We start from the raw sequence: 18,820 nt of genomic DNA, 5'->3' as shown, positions 1-18,820 counted from the left end.
GAAGGGATCCGGAATGCTCCGCAAGGTACTGGTCGCCAACCGAGGCGAGATCGCGATTCGAGCCTTCCGCGCCGGCTATGAACTGGGCGCGCGGACCGTCGCCGTCTTCCCGCACGAGGACCGCAACTCGCTGCACCGGATGAAGGCCGACGAGGCCTACGAGATCGGCGAGCCGGGGCACCCGGTGCGGGCCTACCTCTCCGTGGAGGAGATCATCCGGGCGGCCCGGCTGGCCGGTGCCGACGCCGTCTACCCGGGCTACGGGTTCCTGTCCGAGAACCCGGAGCTGGCACGGGCCTGCGAGGACGCGGGCATCACCTTCGTCGGGCCGAGCGCGCAGATCCTGGAGCTGACGGGCAACAAGGCCCGCGCGGTGGCCGCCGCCCGCGCGGCCGGCGTACCGGTGCTGGGCTCCTCGGCGCCCTCTGCCGACGTGGACGAGCTGGTGCGGGCCGCCGAGGACATCGGCTTCCCCCTGTTCGTGAAGGCGGTCGCGGGCGGCGGCGGGCGCGGCATGCGCCGCGTCCAGGAGCCCGCCCAGCTGCGCGAGTCCATCGAGGCGGCGGCCCGCGAGGCGGCCTCCGCGTTCGGCGACGCCACCGTCTTCCTGGAGAAGGCCGTCGTCGAACCCCGTCACATCGAGGTGCAGATCCTCGCCGACGGGCACGGCAACGTCATCCACCTCTTCGAGCGCGACTGTTCCGTGCAGCGCCGCCACCAGAAGGTCATCGAGCTGGCGCCCGCGCCCAACCTCGACCCGGTGCTGCGCGAGCGGATCTGCGCCGACGCCGTGCGGTTCGCGCGCGAGATCGGCTACCGCAACGCGGGCACCGTGGAGTTCCTCCTCGACCGCGACGGCAACCACGTCTTCATCGAGATGAACCCCCGCATCCAGGTCGAGCACACGGTGACCGAGGAGGTCACCGACGTCGACCTCGTCCAGGCGCAGCTGCGCATCGCCGCCGGCGAGACCCTCGCCGACCTCGGTCTCTCCCAGGAGACGGTCACCCTGCACGGCGCCGCACTCCAGTGCCGGATCACCACCGAGGACCCGGCCAACGGCTTCCGCCCGGACACCGGCCGGATCAGCGCCTACCGCTCGCCCGGCGGCTCGGGCATCCGCCTGGACGGCGGCACCACCCACGCCGGTACGGAGATCAGCGCGCACTTCGACTCCATGCTGGTGAAACTCACCTGCCGGGGCCGGGACTTCACGACCGCGGTCCGCCGGGCCCGGCGTGCCGTGGCCGAGTTCCGCATCCGCGGGGTCGCCACCAACATCCCGTTCCTGCAGGCGGTCCTCGACGACCCGGACTTCCAGGCCGGAAACGTCACCACGTCCTTCATCGAACAGCGACCGCACCTGCTCACCGCACGCCACTCCGCCGACCGCGGCACCAAGCTGCTCACCTACCTCGCCGACGTGACGGTGAACAAGCCCCACGGCGAGCGGCCCGACCTGATCGACCCCACCACCAAACTCCCGCGGCACGACGCCACGGAACCGCCCGCCGGCTCCAAGCAGAAGCTCACCGAACTCGGCCCCGAGGGCTTCGCCCGGTGGCTGCGCGAGTCACCGACCATCGGCCTCACCGACACCACCTTCCGCGACGCGCACCAGTCGCTGCTGGCCACCCGGGTCCGCACCAAGGACATGCTCGCCGTCGCCCCGCTCGTCGCCCGCACCCTGCCCGAGCTGCTGTCCCTGGAGTGCTGGGGCGGCGCCACCTACGACGTCGCGCTGCGCTTCCTCGCCGAGGACCCCTGGGAGCGCCTGGCCGCCCTGCGGGAGGCCGTGCCGAACATCTGCCTGCAGATGCTGCTGCGCGGCCGCAACACCGTGGGCTACACGCCGTACCCGACCGAGGTGACCGACGCCTTCGTGCAGGAGGCCGCGGCGACCGGCATCGACATCTTCCGCATCTTCGACGCGCTCAACGACGTCGGGCAGATGCGGCCCGCCATCGACGCCGTACGCGCCACCGGCACGGCGATCGCCGAGGTCGCCCTGTGCTACACCTCCGACCTGTCCGATCCGAACGAGCGGCTGTACACCCTCGACTACTACCTCCGCCTGGCCGAGCAGATCGTGGACGCGGGCGCCCATGTCATCGCGGTGAAGGACATGGCGGGCCTGCTGCGCGCCCCCGCCGCCGCGAAGCTGGTCTCCGCGCTGCGCCGCGAGTTCGACCTGCCGGTGCACCTGCACACCCACGACACGGCGGGCGGCCAGCTGGCCACCTACCTCGCCGCGATCCAGGCCGGAGCGGACGCCGTGGACGGCGCGGTGGCCTCGATGGCGGGCACCACCTCGCAGCCGTCGCTGTCGGCGATCGTCGCGGCGACCGACTACTCGGAGCGGCCGACCGGCCTGGACCTGAGGGCCGTCGGTGACCTGGAGCCGTACTGGGAGAGCGTCCGCAAGATCTACGCACCGTTCGAAGCGGGCCTGGCCTCGCCGACCGGCCGCGTCTACGACCACGAGATCCCCGGCGGGCAGCTCTCCAACCTGCGCACCCAGGCCGTCGCGCTGGGCCTCGGCGACCGGTTCGAGGACATCGAGGCGATGTACGCCGCCGCCGACCGCATTCTCGGCCACCTGGTGAAGGTCACCCCCTCGTCCAAGGTGGTCGGCGACCTCGCCCTGCACCTGGTCGGCGCCGGCGTGGCGCCCGAGGAGTTCGAGGCGACGCCGGACAAGTTCGACATCCCCGACTCCGTCATCGGCTTCCTGCGCGGCGAGCTCGGCACCCCGCCCGGCGGCTGGCCGGAGCCGTTCCGCAGCAGGGCGCTCCAGGGCCGCGCCGAGGCCAAGCCGGTGCAGGAGCTGTCCGCCGAGGACCGTACGGGGCTGGAGAAGGACCGGCGCGCCACGCTCAACCGGCTGCTGTTCCCCGGGCCGACGCGCGAGTTCGAGACGCATCGCCAGAGCTTCGGCGACACCAGCGTGCTGGACAGCAAGGCCTTCTTCTACGGCCTCAGGCCCGGCAAGGAGTACGCCGTCGACCTCGAGCAGGGCGTGCGGCTCCTCATCGAGCTGGAGGCCGTCGGCGAGGCCGACGAACGCGGCATGCGCACGGTGATGTCCGCGCTGAACGGCCAGCTGCGGCCGATCCAGGTCCGCGACACCGCCGCGTCCTCCGACGTGCCGGTGACCGAGAAGGCCGACCGCTCCAAGCCCGGCCACGTCCCCGCGCCGTTCGCCGGGGTGGTGACACTCGCGGTCGCCGAGGGCGACGAGGTGGCGGCCGGTGCCACCGTGGCCACGATCGAGGCGATGAAGATGGAGGCCACCATCACCGCCCCGAAGGCCGGACGGGTGTCCCGGCTCGCTATCAACAAGATCCAGCAGGTGGAGGGCGGAGACCTGCTCGTCGAGATCGGCTGAGGCGGCCGCGCCGGGCGCGCGTCCCACCCGTTCGGCCGAAGCGGCGACAGCCGTACGCCGTCGGGCGGCCGAAGTGGCGACAGTCGTACGCCGTCCGGCGGCCGAGGTGGCGACAGCCGTACGCCGTCCGGAAGGAGCCCCGTCCGGCAACCGGCGCAGGTGCCTTCAGCCCTCGCGTGTGATTGCGCCCCCGTCCGACCCGTCCGACTCTGGACGGGTCGGACGGGGGCGTGAGGAGCGTGGGCGATGACGACCGGTGATGACGCACGGGACGCCGAGCGGCGGCGGCTCGCGGAGGCCGACGACGGCGTGGCACCCTGGCGGCGCTGGGGCCCGTATTTGAGCGAGCGGCAGTGGGGCACGGTCCGGGAGGACTACAGCGCCGACGGCGACGCCTGGTCGTACTTCACCCACGACCAGGCCCGCTCCCGCGCCTACCGCTGGGGCGAGGACGGCATCGCCGGCGTCAGCGACGACAAGCAACGGCTGTGCTTCGCGCTGGCCCTGTGGAACGGCCGCGACCCGATCCTCAAGGAGCGGATGTTCGGCCTGACCAACACCGAGGGCAACCATGGCGAGGACGTCAAGGAGTACTACTTCCACCTTGACAACACGCCCACCCACTCGTACATGAAGTACCTCTACAAGTACCCGCAGGGCGAGTTCCCCTACGGCGACCTCGTCGACACCAACCGGTCCCGCGGCCGCGGCGACTTCGAGTACGAGCTGCTCGACACCGGCGTCTTCGACGAGGACCGCTACTTCGACGTCGTCGTCGAGTACGCGAAGGCGGGACCGGAGGACCTGCTGGTCGAGATCACCGCGCACAACCGCGGCCCCGACGAGGCGACGCTCCACCTGCTGCCGACCCTCTGGTTCCGGCACACCTGGTCGTGGGCGGGCGGCTCCGCGGTCCCCGCACTGCGCGCGACGGAGGGAGCCGTCCGCGCCGACCACGAAGAGCTCGGCCCGCGCTGGCTCCACCACCAGGGTGAGGCCCTGTTCACCGACAACGAGACCAACAACCAGCGCGTCTTCGGCAGCCCCAACACCACGCCCTACGTCAAGGACGGCATCGACCGCTACGTCGTCCACGGCGAGCAGGACGCCGTGAACCCGGAACGCACCGGAACCAAGGCGGCCGTGCACCACGTCCTGACCGTCCCCGGCGAGCAGAGCGCCACCATCCGCCTGCGCCTGACCGACGCCGAACTCACCGATCCCTGGGCGGACTTCGGACAGGTGCTGGACATGCGCCGCACCGAGGCCGACGCCTTCTACGACGCCCTCGCCCCGGACGGCATGGGCGAGGAAGAGCGGCACCTGGTCCGGCAGGCGCTCGCCGGGATGCTGTGGAGCAAGCAGTACTACTACCTGGACGTGGAGCGCTGGCTGGCCGAGCACGGAGTCGACCCGCTCGCCGCCGATCCGCGGGTCCGCAACAGTGCCTGGTACCACATGGTCAACGACGAGATCATGTCGATGCCGGACACCTGGGAGTACCCGTGGTTCGCGGCCTGGGACCTCGCCTTCCACACCCTCGCCCTGTCCATGGTCGACATCGGCTTCGCCAAGGGGCAGCTGGAGCTGCTCCTGCACCGCCTCTATCTGCACCCCAACGGCCAGATCCCGGCGTACGAGTGGAACTTCGGCGACGTCAACCCGCCCGTGCACGCCTGGGCGACCCTCTTCGTCTACGAGCTGGAGAAGCACCGCACCGGGCACGGCGACCGCGCCTTCCTGGAGAACGCCTACCAGAAGCTGATGAAGAACTTCACCTGGTGGCTCAACCGCAAGGACGTAGACGGCAACAACGTCTTCCAGGGCGGCTTCCTCGGCCTCGACAACATCGGCGTCTTCGACCGCAGCGCCCCGCTGCCCACCGGCGGCCACCTCGACCAGGCCGACGGCACCGCCTGGATGGCGCTGTACTGCCAGAACCTCATGGACATCGCCATCGAACTCGCCGTCGACAACCCGGTCTACGTCGAGCAGGCGCAGATGCTGTTCGAGCACTTCGCGTGGATCGCCGTCGCCATGAACCGTATCGGCAAGGACAACGCCAGCCTGTGGGACGAGGAGGACGGCTTCTTCTACGACGTCCTCAGGCTGCCCGACGGCACCGCGACCCCGTTGAAGGTGCGCTCCCTGGTCGGCCTGATCCCACTCGCCGCGACCAGCGTGATCGGCGGCCGGGCGGATCGCAGCTTCCCCGAACTGGTCGAGAGCGCTCAGGAGTTCATCAAACGGCACCCCGCCGTGGAGGCCTTCGTCTCCCGGCACGCGACCGCGGACCCCAACACCGACGGCCGCTACCTCTTCGCCCTGTTCGGCGAGGACCGGCTGCGCCGCATCCTGGCCCGCATGCTCGACGAGGACGAGTTCCTGAGCCCGCACGGCATCCGCTCACTCTCCCGCCACCACGAGGAACACCCGTACTCCTTCGACGTGCACGGCCAGAGGTACGGCGTGGGATACCTGCCCGCCGAGTCCGACTCGGGCATGTTCGGCGGCAACTCCAACTGGCGCGGCCCGGTGTGGTTCCCGATCAACCTCCTCCTGATCCGCGCCCTGATGAACCTGCACGGCTACCACGGCCCCGACTTCACCGTGGAGTGCCCGACCGGCTCCGGACGGCGGATGAACCTGTACGAGGTCGCCCGCGAGATCTCCGACCGCCTCACCTCCACCTTCCTGTCCGACCCCGACGGCCACCGCCCGGTGCACGGAGCGCAGCCCAAGTTCGCCAAGGACCCGCACTGGAAGGACCTGATCCTCTTCTACGAGTACTTCCACGGCGACAACGGCGCGGGGCTCGGCGCCTCCCACCAGACCGGCTGGACGGGGCTGGTCGCGGCCACCGCGACGCTGTTCCATGTCGTTGACGCCGACGACTGGCACAGCGGCGGCCGGGAGTCCCTACGGCCCACGGACGACCGGGAGGAACCCCTGTCATGACGGTGATCCTCGAGATCAACACCCTTGTCTGGCTGAGCGGGTTGAGCGAGCGCCTCGGGCGCCGCATCACCCTCGGCGAGGTGCCCGGCGAGGTCTGGGACGAGATCACGCTGCCCGGCATCGACACCGTCTGGCTGATGGGCGTCTGGGAACGCAGCCCGGCCGGCCGCGCGATCGCCCTGCGCGACGAGACCCTGATGGCCTCGTTCCGCGCGGCCCTGCCCGACGTCACCGAGGCGGACATCACCGGATCCCCGTACTGCGTACGGAACTACGTCGTCGACGCCTCCCTCGGCGGCCCGGAGGGACTGGCCGCCGCCCGCGCCCAACTGGGCGCGCGCGGACTACGGCTGATCCTCGACTTCGTCCCCAACCACGTGGCCCCCGACCACCCCTGGCTCGCCGCCCACCCCGACCGCCTGATCCAGGGCACCCCGGACGATTTGACCCACGCACCGGACGCCTTCATCGAAGCCGGCGGCCACCTCTACGCCCGGGGCCGCGACCCGTACTTCCCGCCCTGGCCGGACGTCGTCCAGCTGAACGCCTTCGCCGACGGCCTGCGGGCCGCGACGGTGGACACCCTGGTGTCCACCGGCGACCAGGCGGACGGCGTGCGCTGCGACATGGCGATGCTGATGATGAACGACGTCTTCGCCAAGACCTGGGGCGACCGGGCGGGACCGGTTCCCGCCGAGGACTTCTGGCCGTACGTCATCCCGCGCGTCCGCGCCCGCCACCCCGACCTCCTCTTCGTCGCCGAGGCGTACTGGGACCTGGAATGGTCCCTCCAGCAGCAGGGCTTCGACCACTGCTACGACAAGCGCCTCTACGACCGCCTGTGCCACGAGAACGCCGACTCCGTCCGCGCACATCTGGGGGCCGACTTCGCATACCAGCGCGGCCTCGTCCGCTTCCTCGAGAACCACGACGAGCCGCGGGCCGCCACCACCCTGCCCGGCGCACAGGGACAGGCCGCGGCCATCGCCGTCGCGACCCTCCCCGGCGCGACGCTCTGGCACGAGGGCCAGTTCGAGGGCCGCCGGGTACGCCCACCGGTGTTCCTCTCCCGCCGGCCACCGGAACCGGCCGACGAACCGCTGCGCGACTTCTACGGCCGTCTGCTGGGGGCGGCGGCCGCCGTACGCAGGGGCGAGTGGCGGCCGTTGACCCCGACGGGCCTGCCGGACAACGACACCCACGGCAGTCTGCTGGCCTGGACCTGGACGCACGAGGACACCCGCCACGTGGTCGTCGTCAACTACGCCGACCGCCCGGCCCAGGCACGGCTTCCCCTCCCGTGGGACGACCTCCGAGGCGGCCACCACCACCTCACCGACCTCCTCACGGACCGGACGTACGACCGCGAGGGCGACGAACTGACCGACCCGGGCCTATTCGTGGCCCTGGATGCGTGGAACGCGCACGTCCTGTCCGTACCGGTCCGGAGGACCTCGTAACGGCTCGTGACGGCACTGTCGTCACAGTTGAGGCCGCGGAAAGGTCTTCAACGCCCCGGCGAGCCCCGCGGCGTCCGTGCCGATCTTCCGGTAGGCGGCGGAGAGCAGGTTGCGGACGCCCTGCTCGGTCAGGCGCAGTTCCTTCGCGACCACTGTCACCGGATGCCCCTGGGCCGTCATCTCGGCGGCTCGGCGTTCGTGGGCGGTGAGGGTGTCCGTCTGGCCGTAGCGCAGGGGCAGGGGGCGCATTCCGGCGGCGGAGAGTTCCTCCCTGGCCCGGGTGGCCACGGCCTCGGCACCGCAGTGGACGGCGGTCTCCAGCCCCTGGTAGAGCCGGTCGGCGGCATCCTGGAGCCGGCTGTTGCGGGACAGCGCGGCGCCGTGACCGACCAGGGCGCGGGCCAGCTCGTAGGAGGCGGGGGACTGCTCCAGGTGCTCGACGGCCTGCGCGTGCAGTTCGAGTGCCGCGGGGCCGCCGGTGACCTCGGCCTCGACGTGCAGCGCCTGACCGATCACGGACGCCGCCCCGAAGTCGCGGGCCCGCTTGACGGCGTCCTGGGCGAGACGGACCGCCCGGTCGGGAGCGCTGAGGGCGACGGCGGACGCCAGGTCGAGCTGCCAGGGACACCAGGAGGGGTTGCGCCAGGCACGCGCCTCCAGCCGGTCCCCGACGTCGGACAGGAGGCACTCGGCCTCCGAGCGCCGCCCCTCGGCCAGGAGCAGCTCGGCGTACACCGTGCGCGGATCGGGGTAGATGACGGCGTTCGGGACCACCTCGCCGTAGTGGTACCGGTCGGCGAGCCGACGGGCGGCGGCGGTCCGGCCGCGGGCCAGCAGGATCTGGATCAGGATGCCGATGGCGAACCACTGGGCGGGTACGGCGCCTTCGACGCGGTCGGCGATGCGAAGCCCTTCCCGGGCGAGTTGTTCCGCCTCCGCCAGGCAGCCGCGCCGGTAGTGGATGTAACCCAGGAGTGCCTGGCTCAGGGCGAGATGGGAGCCGCGCCAGCCCTTCGTCTCGCACTCCGCCATGCCCTTGGTGAACAGTTCCTCGGCCCGTCGGGGCTGGTCGCAGTACATGAAGACCAGGGCGACGGAGACCGGCACCTCGAAGCCCCGGTTCTCGTCCGTCCAGCTCATTCCGCCGCGCAGGGCGTCGTCGGCATACCCGAGGACCGTGCGCCGGGACTCACCACGCACCAGCGCGTCCCATGCCCGCAGCCCCAGGATGTAACGCTCCTCGAGCCCGCGGCCGGTCAGCTTCCCGGCCAGCCGCGCCAGCTTGCGGGAGCGGGCGGCCGAGTCGGGCTCGTCGGTGCGGAACGAGCTCCACACGAAGTGTTCGGCCTGCATGCGCAGTTTGATGCGCGGGCTGGTGGCCTGCTGTGCCTCGTCGGCGGCCACCTCCGCGGCCTCGGCCAGCCGGTCGGTGTGGGCCAGCGCCTGGGCGAGCCGGTAGACGATGCCTGCGCGCAGGTCGGGGTCGACGTCGGGTTCCGCCAGCGCCTCCCGGAGATGGCTGACCGTGGCCCTGGGTTCGATCAGGAACGTCGAGCACGCGAGCTCGTGCAGGATGGCCGCACGGTCCTCCGGAGGCGGCGGTTCCTGCAGGGCTCGGGCCAGGACGCGCCGGGCGGCCTCCGGGGCCCCGGAACGGAGGTACTCACGAGCGGCCGCGCGCAGGCATTCGACCACCTCGGTCCGTCCGTCGCAGGGAACCTCCAGCAGGTGCCGGGCGGCGGCCATGGGGCCGAAACCTGCGGCGCGGACGGCTTCGGCGGCTCTGTCGTGCATGCCGACGCGCAGGTTCGAGGGAACGTCCCGGTAGATGGTCGTGGCGACGAGGGGGTGGGCGAACTCCAGTCCGCCGCCCGGGCCCTGGCTGTCGGCCAGGATCCGGGCGCGGCGAAGCCGCTCGGCCGCCTCGGCGGACTCCTCGTTGCCGATCACCGCGAGGGTCGCGGCGAGCTCCGGCGAGAAGGACCCGCCCAGGACGGCGGCGGCCCATGCGAAGCGGACGGTGGACTGGCTGAGGCGGTGAAGTCGCTCGATCAGCCCTGGTCCCTTGACGGCCGCCGCGAGGTCCCGCATCACGGGCAACTCGCGGCGCACCCCCCTTACTCGCCGTTCGCCGAGCCTGATGGCCAGTTCGACGGCCTCGAACGGGCTGCCGCCGGTGGCTGTCCAGCACTCGTCGCAGAACTCGTCCTCGGCATCCTCGCCCACCTCGTTCCTGACGATCCGCGCGACGCCGTCGGCGCTGAGCGGTCCCAGGGTGTGGGGACGGTTCCCGTGACGTTCGACGGTCGTGCGGAAGGCGCTCGCCTCGGGCGGCATCTCGTCGGGCCGGTAGCCGGCGACGATCAGCATCGGGAGGTCGGCGGCCCGCGGCGCGAAGGACGTCAGCCAGCCGAGGGACTCGGCATCGGCCCAGTGCAGGTCGTCCAGGAGAAGTACGACCGGCTTCTTCTTCATCGCTACGCGTGTCATGACCCAGTCCAGGCCGTCGCGCACCCCGGTCGGGTCCGGCACATGGGCGGTGTCCCTCGCCTCGAGACCGAGCGCCACGGCGACGATGTCGTACCAACTCCCCAGGAAGGTGCGGAGCTCCGTCTCGTCCATCGCGGCCAGGGCGGGTTGCAGGAGCTGGCGCACCACGCGGAACGCCAGCCCCTGCTCGTTCTCGCCGCCCTTGCCCGAGAGGACCGTGCACCCCTGTGCGAGGGCACGGGCGCGGGCAGTCGACACGAGAGCGGTCTTCCCCATGCCGGCCGGACCGGCGAAGGTGACGAGTTCGCTCGACGGCGTGCGAGGCACGCCGTCGGCCGTTTCGCAGAGCTCTGTCAAAGCGGAGTCGAGCGCCTGCAGTTCCCGGTGGCGTTCGAGCAACGGACGGTTTTCGGTGAGGGATTGTCGCAGTCCAGGCGCCATGTGCGCTACCGCTTCCTGTTGTTGATCCGCGGAGGACGGCGCCGAGCGTATGCCCTCAGAAACGCCCGGCGACGGTGTTCGGACAGGAGAACGGCGGGGAGGGTGAAATATCCATTACAGCGACTCGCGTTCCCGTTCTTCGGGTACGATGCCGCGCCTGCGTTCACGGAAGGGCGGATGCCTCCGCGGTGTCCGCGTAACGCGGCACGGTGCGGGACCAGAAGTAGCATCCCCGGATCCAGCCGGCCATGCCGTCCACATAGCCGATGCCGGCCGGGCTCAACTCCGGCCTGATCTCCTCGTAGAGCACCTCGAACTCACGGATCGTGCTGTTGATCAGCCGGATGGCGAGCATGACGGCCGTCGCCAGCGAGCACCCCTGGGCCCGCCGGTGAGCCAGGGCGAGATTGATCAGGCTGCCCGCGCGCTGCTCCTTCACCGCGGAGAAGAGGTCGGGTACCCACACCGCCGCGTCCGCCGACAGCCGCGCCAGACGCCTTACGACGGGGTGATGGAGCTCCTCGGCGGCCAGTTCGCGGGACTGCGCGGCCTCGCAGAGCGGGTGGAACGGTTCGACGCCGGCGATCAGTGAGCGTATCGACCTGCACAGTCCGGTCTCCAGAGGTGTGGATTCGGCCTGCGCCACCGCCTCGTACAGCAGCCCGTGCACGTACTCACGGCTGTTCCACGCCCAGCGCGCGGCCTGGGCGGGGGTGCACCGCCCCCGGACCTGCCGGTGGAGGTCGGCCAGCGCGGCGCCGAGGGGTGTCCTGGGTGACCGGCCGTCCCTGAGGATCTCGACGCTCTCGCTCAGCATGGGCAGCAGCAGGCCGGGCCGGCTGCGGCCGACCTCTTCGGCCCGGTCGTCGAAGATGAACTGGTAGGCGATCTGGTTGGCGACGATCTGGAGGATGTCTGCGTCCATGGACGGGCTGTTGTAGGCCGCGAGCTGGGCGGGGCGGGTGGCGGTGATCATGGCCGCCACTGCCGGGTCGTCGGTCAGCCCGCAGGCGCGCAGCCAGGTCTGGACGCCCGCCGTCGCCTCGGCCGCGCGGTGATTGCTCTGGAACGGGAAGGGCATGTAGAGGTGGGCGTCGATCAGGTCCCGCAGACTGCCGGCCGTGATCACGCCCTGCGGAGCCACTGCGATGTCCTCATACGTCGTCGACACCGTTGTCACCTGCCGTTCGGGAGTCCTGTGCGCGGGTTGCTGCGGTCGCTCGGGAAGCGAGGGATCGTGGACGGGCTGTGTCGGCCGGCGCGTGCGCACGCGGTTCGCACGTCATCACCAGCGACCGGGGTCCCAAGGTTGCGGCGGGGCGCAGCCGTTCGGCGCATCCGGGCAGATGGCGCAGCCGCCAGCGGCCGGCGATGGTCGCGAGGGCCAGCGTGGCTTCCGCCCACGCGAAGGTGTCGCCGATGCACTTCCGGTTCCCGGCGGAGAAGGGGAGCATCGCGCCGTGCGGATCGGCGGTGGCCCGCCCCGGGAGCCAACGCTCGGGAAGGAAGCGCTCGGGATCGGGGAACGAGGCGGGATCGTGGTGCAGCAGGTAGGGGCTGTACAGAACGGTGGCTCCCCGGGGGAGCCGGTGCCCGGCGAGCGTCGTCTCCTTGGTGGTGATGCGCGTGAAGAGCCAACCGGGCGGTCGGTGGCGCAGTGTCTCGGCGACGACGCACCGGGTGTAGGTGAGCCGCGGCAGCTCGTCGGGGCCGGGCAGCGGCCGGTCGGCGACCACGGCATCGACCTCGGCGTGCAGGAGACGTTCCGCCTCCGGATTCCGGGCCAGCAGATCGAGGGCGGAGGCAAGGCAGTTGGAAGGGCTTTCGGATCCGGTGAGCAGCAGCGTGACGAGCTGGTCGTGGACCTCCTGCTCGGTGACGCCCGAGGCTTCGCAGCGCGTGGCTGCCAGGAGCGTGTCGAGCATGTCCTCCCGGTCGTCGTCGGGGCCCCTGCGCCGGCGCTCCGCGATCACCTCGTCCACGATCGCGTGCACCCGGTCGAACGCACGCCGGTAGCGCCGGTTCGCGGGCGTCGGGACGCGGAACAGGGCGTCGACCGGCAGGGCCGTGCGGACGAACAGACCACGGACGATGACGGCGAGACAGTCGCCGACCTCGGCGGCCGCCGCGCCACGAAGCGAGTCGGAGAAGAGGACGTGGTTCATCACCCGGGTGGTCAGGGCCATCGTCGCCGCGCTGACGTCGATCCGGTCCCCCGCCCGCCACTCACGGCACAGCGCCTCGGCTTCCCGGCCGATCATGTCCGTGTGGTCGGTCACCCGGGAGGGGCGGAAGCCGGGTTGCAGCAGCCGGCGTTGCCGTCGGTGTGCGTCCTGATCACATGTCACCACGCCGTTGCCCATCAACGGCCGCAGCCTGTTGTAGAGCGGGCCCCCCTTGTCGAAGGTCCGGGTCTCCACGAGGACTTGGCGGGCCACTTCCGGGTGGCACGCCATCCAGGCGCGGAGCGGGCCGAGGCGTAACTCGACCAGATCACCACGGGCCGGCAGGGAATTCAGAAAATCCAGCGGCCGACGGAACAAGGCAATAGGGTGGCTGACGGTCGGGAATATGCCCGGTGCAGTACCCACGGTCCATGCTCGCTCTGTTTCAGGTGCGGCATTGCTCATCGAATACCACCTGTCTCGGTCGACACTCGAAAGTCAGTGGCTGTTCCACCGGCTTGGCGTTCGAGACATGTCCTGCCCAGTCCAGGCTGCTGACGGCGGTCCGAATCCTCAGTGCGCGGGGGCGCACAGGAGCACGAAGACGCATTGAGCGGGCGACCTTGGGTGTGCAATACACCCAAGAATTTGTCGCCTTCTGTCACCCAAACGTCTCTCGTGCCCCTTTTTCGCTGCAGCGGATCTGAACAGGCCGGGCAATCAAAGGTGGGGATCGGGATTGAACACCCGGTGGTAGCTCTCCGGCGGCGCGAGATAAGTGGCGGGCAGTCCGCCGGTGTCGACGACGATCTGGTCGACGGCGATCGCCGGGTCGACCATGAAGAGCCGCAGGACGTGCTCGCCGGGCGCGACGACGGTCACGGTGGCGGTCAGCTTCTCGATGCCCTCCTCCACGTTGCGGGCCCAGGCGTCGCCGCGGTTGCCGGTGGCGACGGACTGGCCGGACAGCACGGTGACCGGCTCGTCGTCCAGGGCGACGGCGATCCGGCGGTGGCCGCGTTCGTCCAGGGAGGGCAGCCGGAACACAGTGACAGGGAAGGTCCCGGCGCTCGCGAACCGCACCCGGTACCTCAACTCCGGCGCCCGGACGGTGAAGTCCCCGGTGACCGGGGCCGCCGTCGACGGCACCGCCTCCATCGCGCCCGTACGGCGGCCGAGCCCGCGCACGGTCCGCCAGCGGGATCCGCCGCGCGCCACCCGCTGCTCGAAGTGCGCGGCGTCGATGGACAGGTATCCGTTCGCCTCGACGAACCCGCGAGCCCGCCGACGCGCCCGCTCCCCGTCGTTGACCACCCGCACCGGCACCTCGAAGCGCTGCCCGGCACCGGTGACGACCACCGTCGACTCCTGCGCACCCTCGGGAAGGCCCGCCCAGTCGATCTCCACCCACACCCTGGTCTGCTCGGTGACCGAGCCGCCCGTCTCACTCAGCCGCACCCAGGGATGACCGGCCTCCGCCGCCCAGTCCACGCTCAGGAAACCGGTGTTGAAGACGTCCACGAACCGCCGGTCGCGGGTGTAGGAGGAGAAGGACAGCGGCCGGGCCGCCCCGGTCTCGTTCCCCTCGGCCGCCACCCCGAGCCCCGAGGTCTCCTGCCTGGCGACCCTGGTGACGGCCGGCCTGCCGGGCGCCTTCGGGATCTGGGAGGGGTAGGGATTGACGATCCCGTCCCACTTCCCGCCCGCCACCTCGGTGTTGTACCGCTTGGTGATCGCCGCTTCCTCGGCGTGGGCGGCCTCGGCCAGGTCCGCGAAACGGTTCGTGCCGGCCCCTCGCCCCTGCCGGACCGCGAGCGCGTTGCGGTCCGCCCAGTAGTACTTCAGGTTCATCAAGTAGGCGCCGTGCACCGGGTATTCGACCAGCTCGTAGAAGGCGTCCCGGTAGGCCTCGGGCAGCTCGGCGCCCAACGCCCGCACGCGCTCCAGCAGCCGCTCGTAGGCGGCTGTCCGGCGTCCCGCTTCGTCGCCGTGGTGGACGACGGAGAACATCCCCCGGTCGATGAACTCCGGGCGCCGCTCGGCCGCGAGACGGTAGTACTCCGTACGGATCGCGGCGATCTCCGGGCCGTGGCGCCGCCCGAACAGCCGCCCCGCCCACTGGGCCACGAAGTCCTCGACGTCGTCGGCCTCCCAGCGGTCCACGTCCCAGGCCATGTCCATGGAGAAGGACAACCCGGTCTCGATCGATTTGACGTCACCGACATTGAAGATCCACATCCGGTCGACGCCGTGCTCGTACACCCGCCGCAACTCCTGCCAGACCTTGGACAGCTGGGTGGTGTCCAGCCACAGATAGCTGCGCGGCCGGCCCCAGTAGGACAGGTGGTAGTAGATCCCGTTGCCGCCCGCGCGGACACGCTCCGCCTCGTCGGGCAGCTGGCGCATGTTGCCGTGGTTGTCGTCCGGCCAGATCAGCGTGACGTCGTCCGGGACCCGCACACCCGCGTTGTAGAGGTCCAGCACCTCCTTGTACGGGATGAAGATCTGCGGCTCGGCGGCGGCGCCGACCTCCTCGGCCAGGATCCGGCGCTGGTCCGCGATGATGTCGTTCATCACCACGACTTTCTCCGGAATGGTCGTCGCGTACTTCGTCTCCAGCGCGCTGTCGTGCAGCCCGCGCATGCCGAGCGTCCAACTGCTCTCGTACGACGCGTTCTGCCGCGCCCTGGCTCTCCAGTACTCGGAGATGACACCGGGGTTCACCGTGTAGTCGTAGACCGGCAGGGTGCCGTCCGCGCCGGGATGGTCCTTCGCCCACGGCTCCCACTCGTGGACACCGTTGCGCAGCAGGGCCTCGGGGTGGCTGGAGCCGACGACGATGCCGTAGCGGTCGGCGAGCTCGGGGTTCTCGCGGTGCTTGTTGAAGAAGTCGGAGTACGGATGCATGGCCGGCCACAGGTAGTTGGCCTTGAGGCGCAGCAGCAGCTCGAAGACGCGCTTGTACGTCTCGGGGCCGATGTTCTTGTCCGGCTCCTGGGTGCGGCGGGACCAGGTGGTCAGGTTCTGCTCGTCGTTGATGAAGACGCCCCGGTAACGGACGGAGGGTTCACGCCGCTTGAGGGGGCCCGCCGGGACGGCCACGGTGTCGCGGCGTACGACGGGCACGTCGGCCCACCAGTACCAGGGCGAGACCCCGATGCGCTCCGAGGTGTCGTAGACGCCGTAGACCGTGCCGCGCCGGTCGCTGCCCGCGATCACCAGGGCGCGGTCCACGCCCGGTAGGGGTCGCTCCACCACCTGGGTGACCGACGCCTCCCAGCGCCCCTTCACCCCGGAGACGTCGATGCGCCGGTCCGCGACCAGTCGGTCGATGACCGGGCTGGCGCCGAGGGTGCCCACCAGGACGAGGTGCGTCGCGTGCGTGGGCAGGGTGTGCAGCAGTTGGGGTCGCAGACCGCTGACCCGTTCGATGTCGGCGGGCAGGTCGCCGGCCGCGCGGACCACGGCCGGGTCGTCCGCCGTGTCCACGAACACGGCTGTGGCGACGCCGCCTTGGACCAGAGGAAAGTCAGCCCGGTCCGAGGAGGCGGCCTCGGCGGCCCGGGCGGTTCCGGGTAACACCCCCGGGAGCAGCGGGGCGATGCCGACGGCGGCCATTCCGCGCAGGAAGGACTTGCGGGTCCATGACTGCGACGGTTGGGACGGCTGCGACGACTCCGACGGCTGCGACGGGCCCTGCGGTTCGTTGTGCGGCACGAGACGCTTCCTTTCCGCGCCGGGCAGGCTCGGCGGCCCCTCGTGCGGGCCGTCCGAACAGGGCTGGCGCATGGGGCTGGGAGAGAAGGCCGAAGAGGGACGAAACGAAACGGAACGGTACGGTGCCATGAGCAAGCTAGAAAGCGCTTACTGTCGCACCTTAGGGCAGGGCTGGAGGGGGAGTCCAGAGTCGTGCGGGGTTGGGGTGCTTGCGGGGGCGTGGGGGAACTGCGAGGCACAAGGGTGGGGTGGCGGGGCGTCGGCTGGACGAGGTCGGCATCGTGGGGCCCGCCGCGTCGGGGCGGGGCGACGATGCCGACCGTGGAGGTCCTGTCGGGGGAGGGCTCAGGCGGGCCGCACCGCTCCGCGGATCGCCGACTCGCCGGCGTAGAAGACCGACTCCTCACGGATGTACGCCCCGGGGCCCGGCGCGTGGATCATCGTGCCGTTGCCGATGTAGAGGCCGACGTGGCTGAGGTCGTCGTAGAAGAAGACCAGGTCGCCGACGCGGGTGTCGGCGAGGGGCACCACCGTGCCGGAGGCCGCCTGGGCGGGCGTGGTGCGGGGGAGTTCGACGCCGGCGGCCCGCCACGCGGCCTGGGTGAGGCCGGCGTTGTCGTACGAGCCCGGGCCCGCCGCGCCCCACACGCACGGCTTGCCGATCTGGGCCCGCGCGAAGGCGAGTGCGCGGGTGGCCTTGGTCTCGTAGGCAGGGGCTTCCGGAGCCTGGGTGATGCCGGCGGGTGCCGGCGCCGCGGCGGTGAGGGGGAAGCCTGTGCTCGGGGTGTCGACTGCCTGGAGGGGCGCGGCCATGGCGTAGGGCGCGGGTGTGGCGAAGGGAGGCTGAGTGGGGGCGGGCGGGGCTGCGGGAACCGGTGGGACGGTGGGGGCGGGGGTGGCGAAGGTGAACGACGCGTCCGTGGCGAGTGGCGTGTTCGTGGTGAGGGGCGCGGCCATGGTGAGCGGGGTGTCCATGGTGAGGGACGTAGCTGTGCCGAGGGATGCGTCCATGCTGAGCGACGAATCCATGCTGAGCGACGAGTTCATGGCGAACGGCGCCTCCATGGCGAGAGGCGTCTCCGTGACGAGAGGCGTCTCCACGGTGAGCGGCGCGCTCATCGTGGCGGCGGCCGGCTGCTGTTGCTGCCAGAGCGGGTCGCTCCCGAGGCCGGTCTGCGGGGCCGGGGCGGCCCATGTGTCCTCGGCCGGGCGGGACTCGATCGCGGCGAGAGGTGTGCTCGGCGGGGCGGCCTGAGCGGTGTGGGCGGTCAGTAGGTCGCGGGCGGCGGCGAGTTGACGCTGGACGCGTTCCTTCGTGGTCCGCAGCGAGGAAGGCCTGGATTCGGCAGCGGTGGCGGGCAGTGCCCTGGGGGCGTCCGCTTGCCGAGCCTCCTGCGGTGCTCCCGGCGCGGGGGCGGACCCGGCGGTCAGCTCCAGGGCGGGGCGGTCGGCAGTGGCCTGCTCACGGACGCCGGGGGCCGACGCCGGGCGGGCGGGCCGGGAGGCTGCCGGCGGGGCCGGCCTCCGGTCGGCCGGCAGGGCGGCCGGGACGGTCGGGCCCAGCTTGGCCCGCGCCGCGTCGAACCACTGGCGCGCGACCCCGTCGAGGGCCGGATCGGCCTGCCTGCGCGGCGAGTTCCCGGTGCCGGTGCCGGTGCCGGTGCCGGTGCCTGTGCCGGCGGCGGTGCGACCGCGGCCGTCGTCGGTGGCCGAACCCGCTCGTTCGCGTCCGCTCTCGGCGAGCGAACCGGCGCGTTTGCGCGGGCTCGTGCCCGCGCGGGTGGCGTTGAAGGTTCCCGTGTCGGACTCGGCCCGGTCGTAGAGGTTGTCGATCCGCTGCCGGACCTCATCGCGACTCGGCCCGTCCTCGGCTGCCGCGGGCGTGGCGCTCGCGGTCTGGGAGAGCAGCGCCACGGAGGTGAGAGCCGCCGTGGCGAGTGCGGAGTTGCGCATGCCCGGGAGACTGATCCCTCCGGGGCGCGGGGTTCGCTCCGACGCCATGGAAGACGTACTCCTTCCGTAGCCCCACCACCGAACTCCTGCCGCCTGGGCGGCCGTCGGGTCCGGTCAGGGGGTGACTCGAACGAGGAACGCGCGACACGGCGGGGTTCGCCGGAGGAAGTCGTGCGGTCCGGCGGCCAACCTAACCAACTTGTGTGACTGATGTGAAGATTGAAGGGTAAAATGCCCGATACGTAACT

8 protein-coding genes are annotated in these 18,820 nt (G+C 71.2%); 3 read left to right on the top strand and 5 right to left on the bottom strand.

Annotation, left to right across the window (positions count from 1 at the left end):
- Window positions 1–13 precede the first annotated feature (13 nt).
- From AC5P09_RS12560 to AC5P09_RS12550, 3 genes are all read left to right on the top strand, one after another.
- Window positions 14–3,388 carry a pyruvate carboxylase gene (locus AC5P09_RS12560; protein ID WP_493873939.1) on the top strand — a complete coding sequence of 1,125 codons (3,375 nt, stop codon included), beginning with the start codon at window positions 14–16 and terminating at the stop codon, window positions 3,386–3,388.
- Between the two features lie 246 nt (window positions 3,389–3,634).
- Window positions 3,635–6,346: an MGH1-like glycoside hydrolase domain-containing protein gene (locus AC5P09_RS12555; RefSeq protein ID WP_493873938.1), complete on the top strand. Its 2,712-nt coding sequence runs from the start codon at window positions 3,635–3,637 to the stop codon at window positions 6,344–6,346.
- Window positions 6,343–7,806, top strand: a complete 1,464-nt coding sequence (locus AC5P09_RS12550) for an alpha-amylase (RefSeq protein ID WP_493873937.1) — start codon at window positions 6,343–6,345, stop codon at window positions 7,804–7,806. The genes AC5P09_RS12555 and AC5P09_RS12550 overlap by 4 nt, the downstream gene beginning before the upstream one ends.
- Window positions 7,807–7,827: 21 nt before the next feature.
- Here AC5P09_RS12550 and AC5P09_RS12545 read toward each other — a convergent pair whose 3' ends face one another.
- From AC5P09_RS12545 to AC5P09_RS12525, 5 genes are all read right to left on the bottom strand, one after another.
- Entirely contained in the window at window positions 7,828–10,737 is a 2,910-nt protein-coding gene (locus AC5P09_RS12545; protein WP_493873936.1) for an ATP-binding protein, read from the bottom strand.
- Window positions 10,738–10,900: 163 nt separating this feature from the next.
- Window positions 10,901–11,908: a (-)-alpha-amorphene synthase gene (locus tag AC5P09_RS12540; protein ID WP_493873935.1), complete on the bottom strand. Its 1,008-nt coding sequence runs from the start codon at window positions 11,906–11,908 to the stop codon at window positions 10,901–10,903.
- Window positions 11,892–13,280 (bottom strand): cytochrome P450, encoded by a 1,389-nt coding sequence (locus AC5P09_RS12535; RefSeq protein ID WP_493873934.1) that lies wholly within the window; start codon window positions 13,278–13,280, stop codon window positions 11,892–11,894. The genes AC5P09_RS12540 and AC5P09_RS12535 overlap by 17 nt, the downstream gene beginning before the upstream one ends.
- A gap of 342 nt (window positions 13,281–13,622) precedes the next feature.
- Window positions 13,623–16,520: a glycosyl hydrolase 115 family protein gene (locus AC5P09_RS12530; protein WP_493874037.1), complete on the bottom strand. Its 2,898-nt coding sequence runs from the start codon at window positions 16,518–16,520 to the stop codon at window positions 13,623–13,625.
- 444 nt (window positions 16,521–16,964) lie between these two features.
- Window positions 16,965–18,572: a C40 family peptidase gene (locus AC5P09_RS12525; protein WP_493873933.1), complete on the bottom strand. Its 1,608-nt coding sequence runs from the start codon at window positions 18,570–18,572 to the stop codon at window positions 16,965–16,967.
- Window positions 18,573–18,820 lie beyond the last annotated feature (248 nt).

Source organism: Streptomyces sp. a15, assembly GCF_059026085.1.
Note: the sequence above shows the minus strand (reverse complement) of the source record. Positions and strands in the feature narration are given on the sequence as shown.

Excerpts from the sequence above, each read along its gene's own strand:
- AC5P09_RS12560 (WP_493873939.1), top strand. The coding sequence starts at position 14 with ATGCTCCGCAAGGTACTGGTCGCCAACCGAGGCGAGATCGCGATTCGA.
- AC5P09_RS12555 (WP_493873938.1), top strand. The coding sequence starts at position 3,635 with ATGACGACCGGTGATGACGCACGGGACGCCGAGCGGCGGCGGCTCGCG.
- AC5P09_RS12550 (WP_493873937.1), top strand. The coding sequence starts at position 6,343 with ATGACGGTGATCCTCGAGATCAACACCCTTGTCTGGCTGAGCGGGTTG.
- AC5P09_RS12545 (WP_493873936.1), bottom strand. The coding sequence starts at position 10,737 with ATGGCGCCTGGACTGCGACAATCCCTCACCGAAAACCGTCCGTTGCTC.
- AC5P09_RS12530 (WP_493874037.1), bottom strand. The coding sequence starts at position 16,520 with ATGGCCGCCGTCGGCATCGCCCCGCTGCTCCCGGGGGTGTTACCCGGA.
- AC5P09_RS12525 (WP_493873933.1), bottom strand. The coding sequence starts at position 18,572 with ATGCGCAACTCCGCACTCGCCACGGCGGCTCTCACCTCCGTGGCGCTG.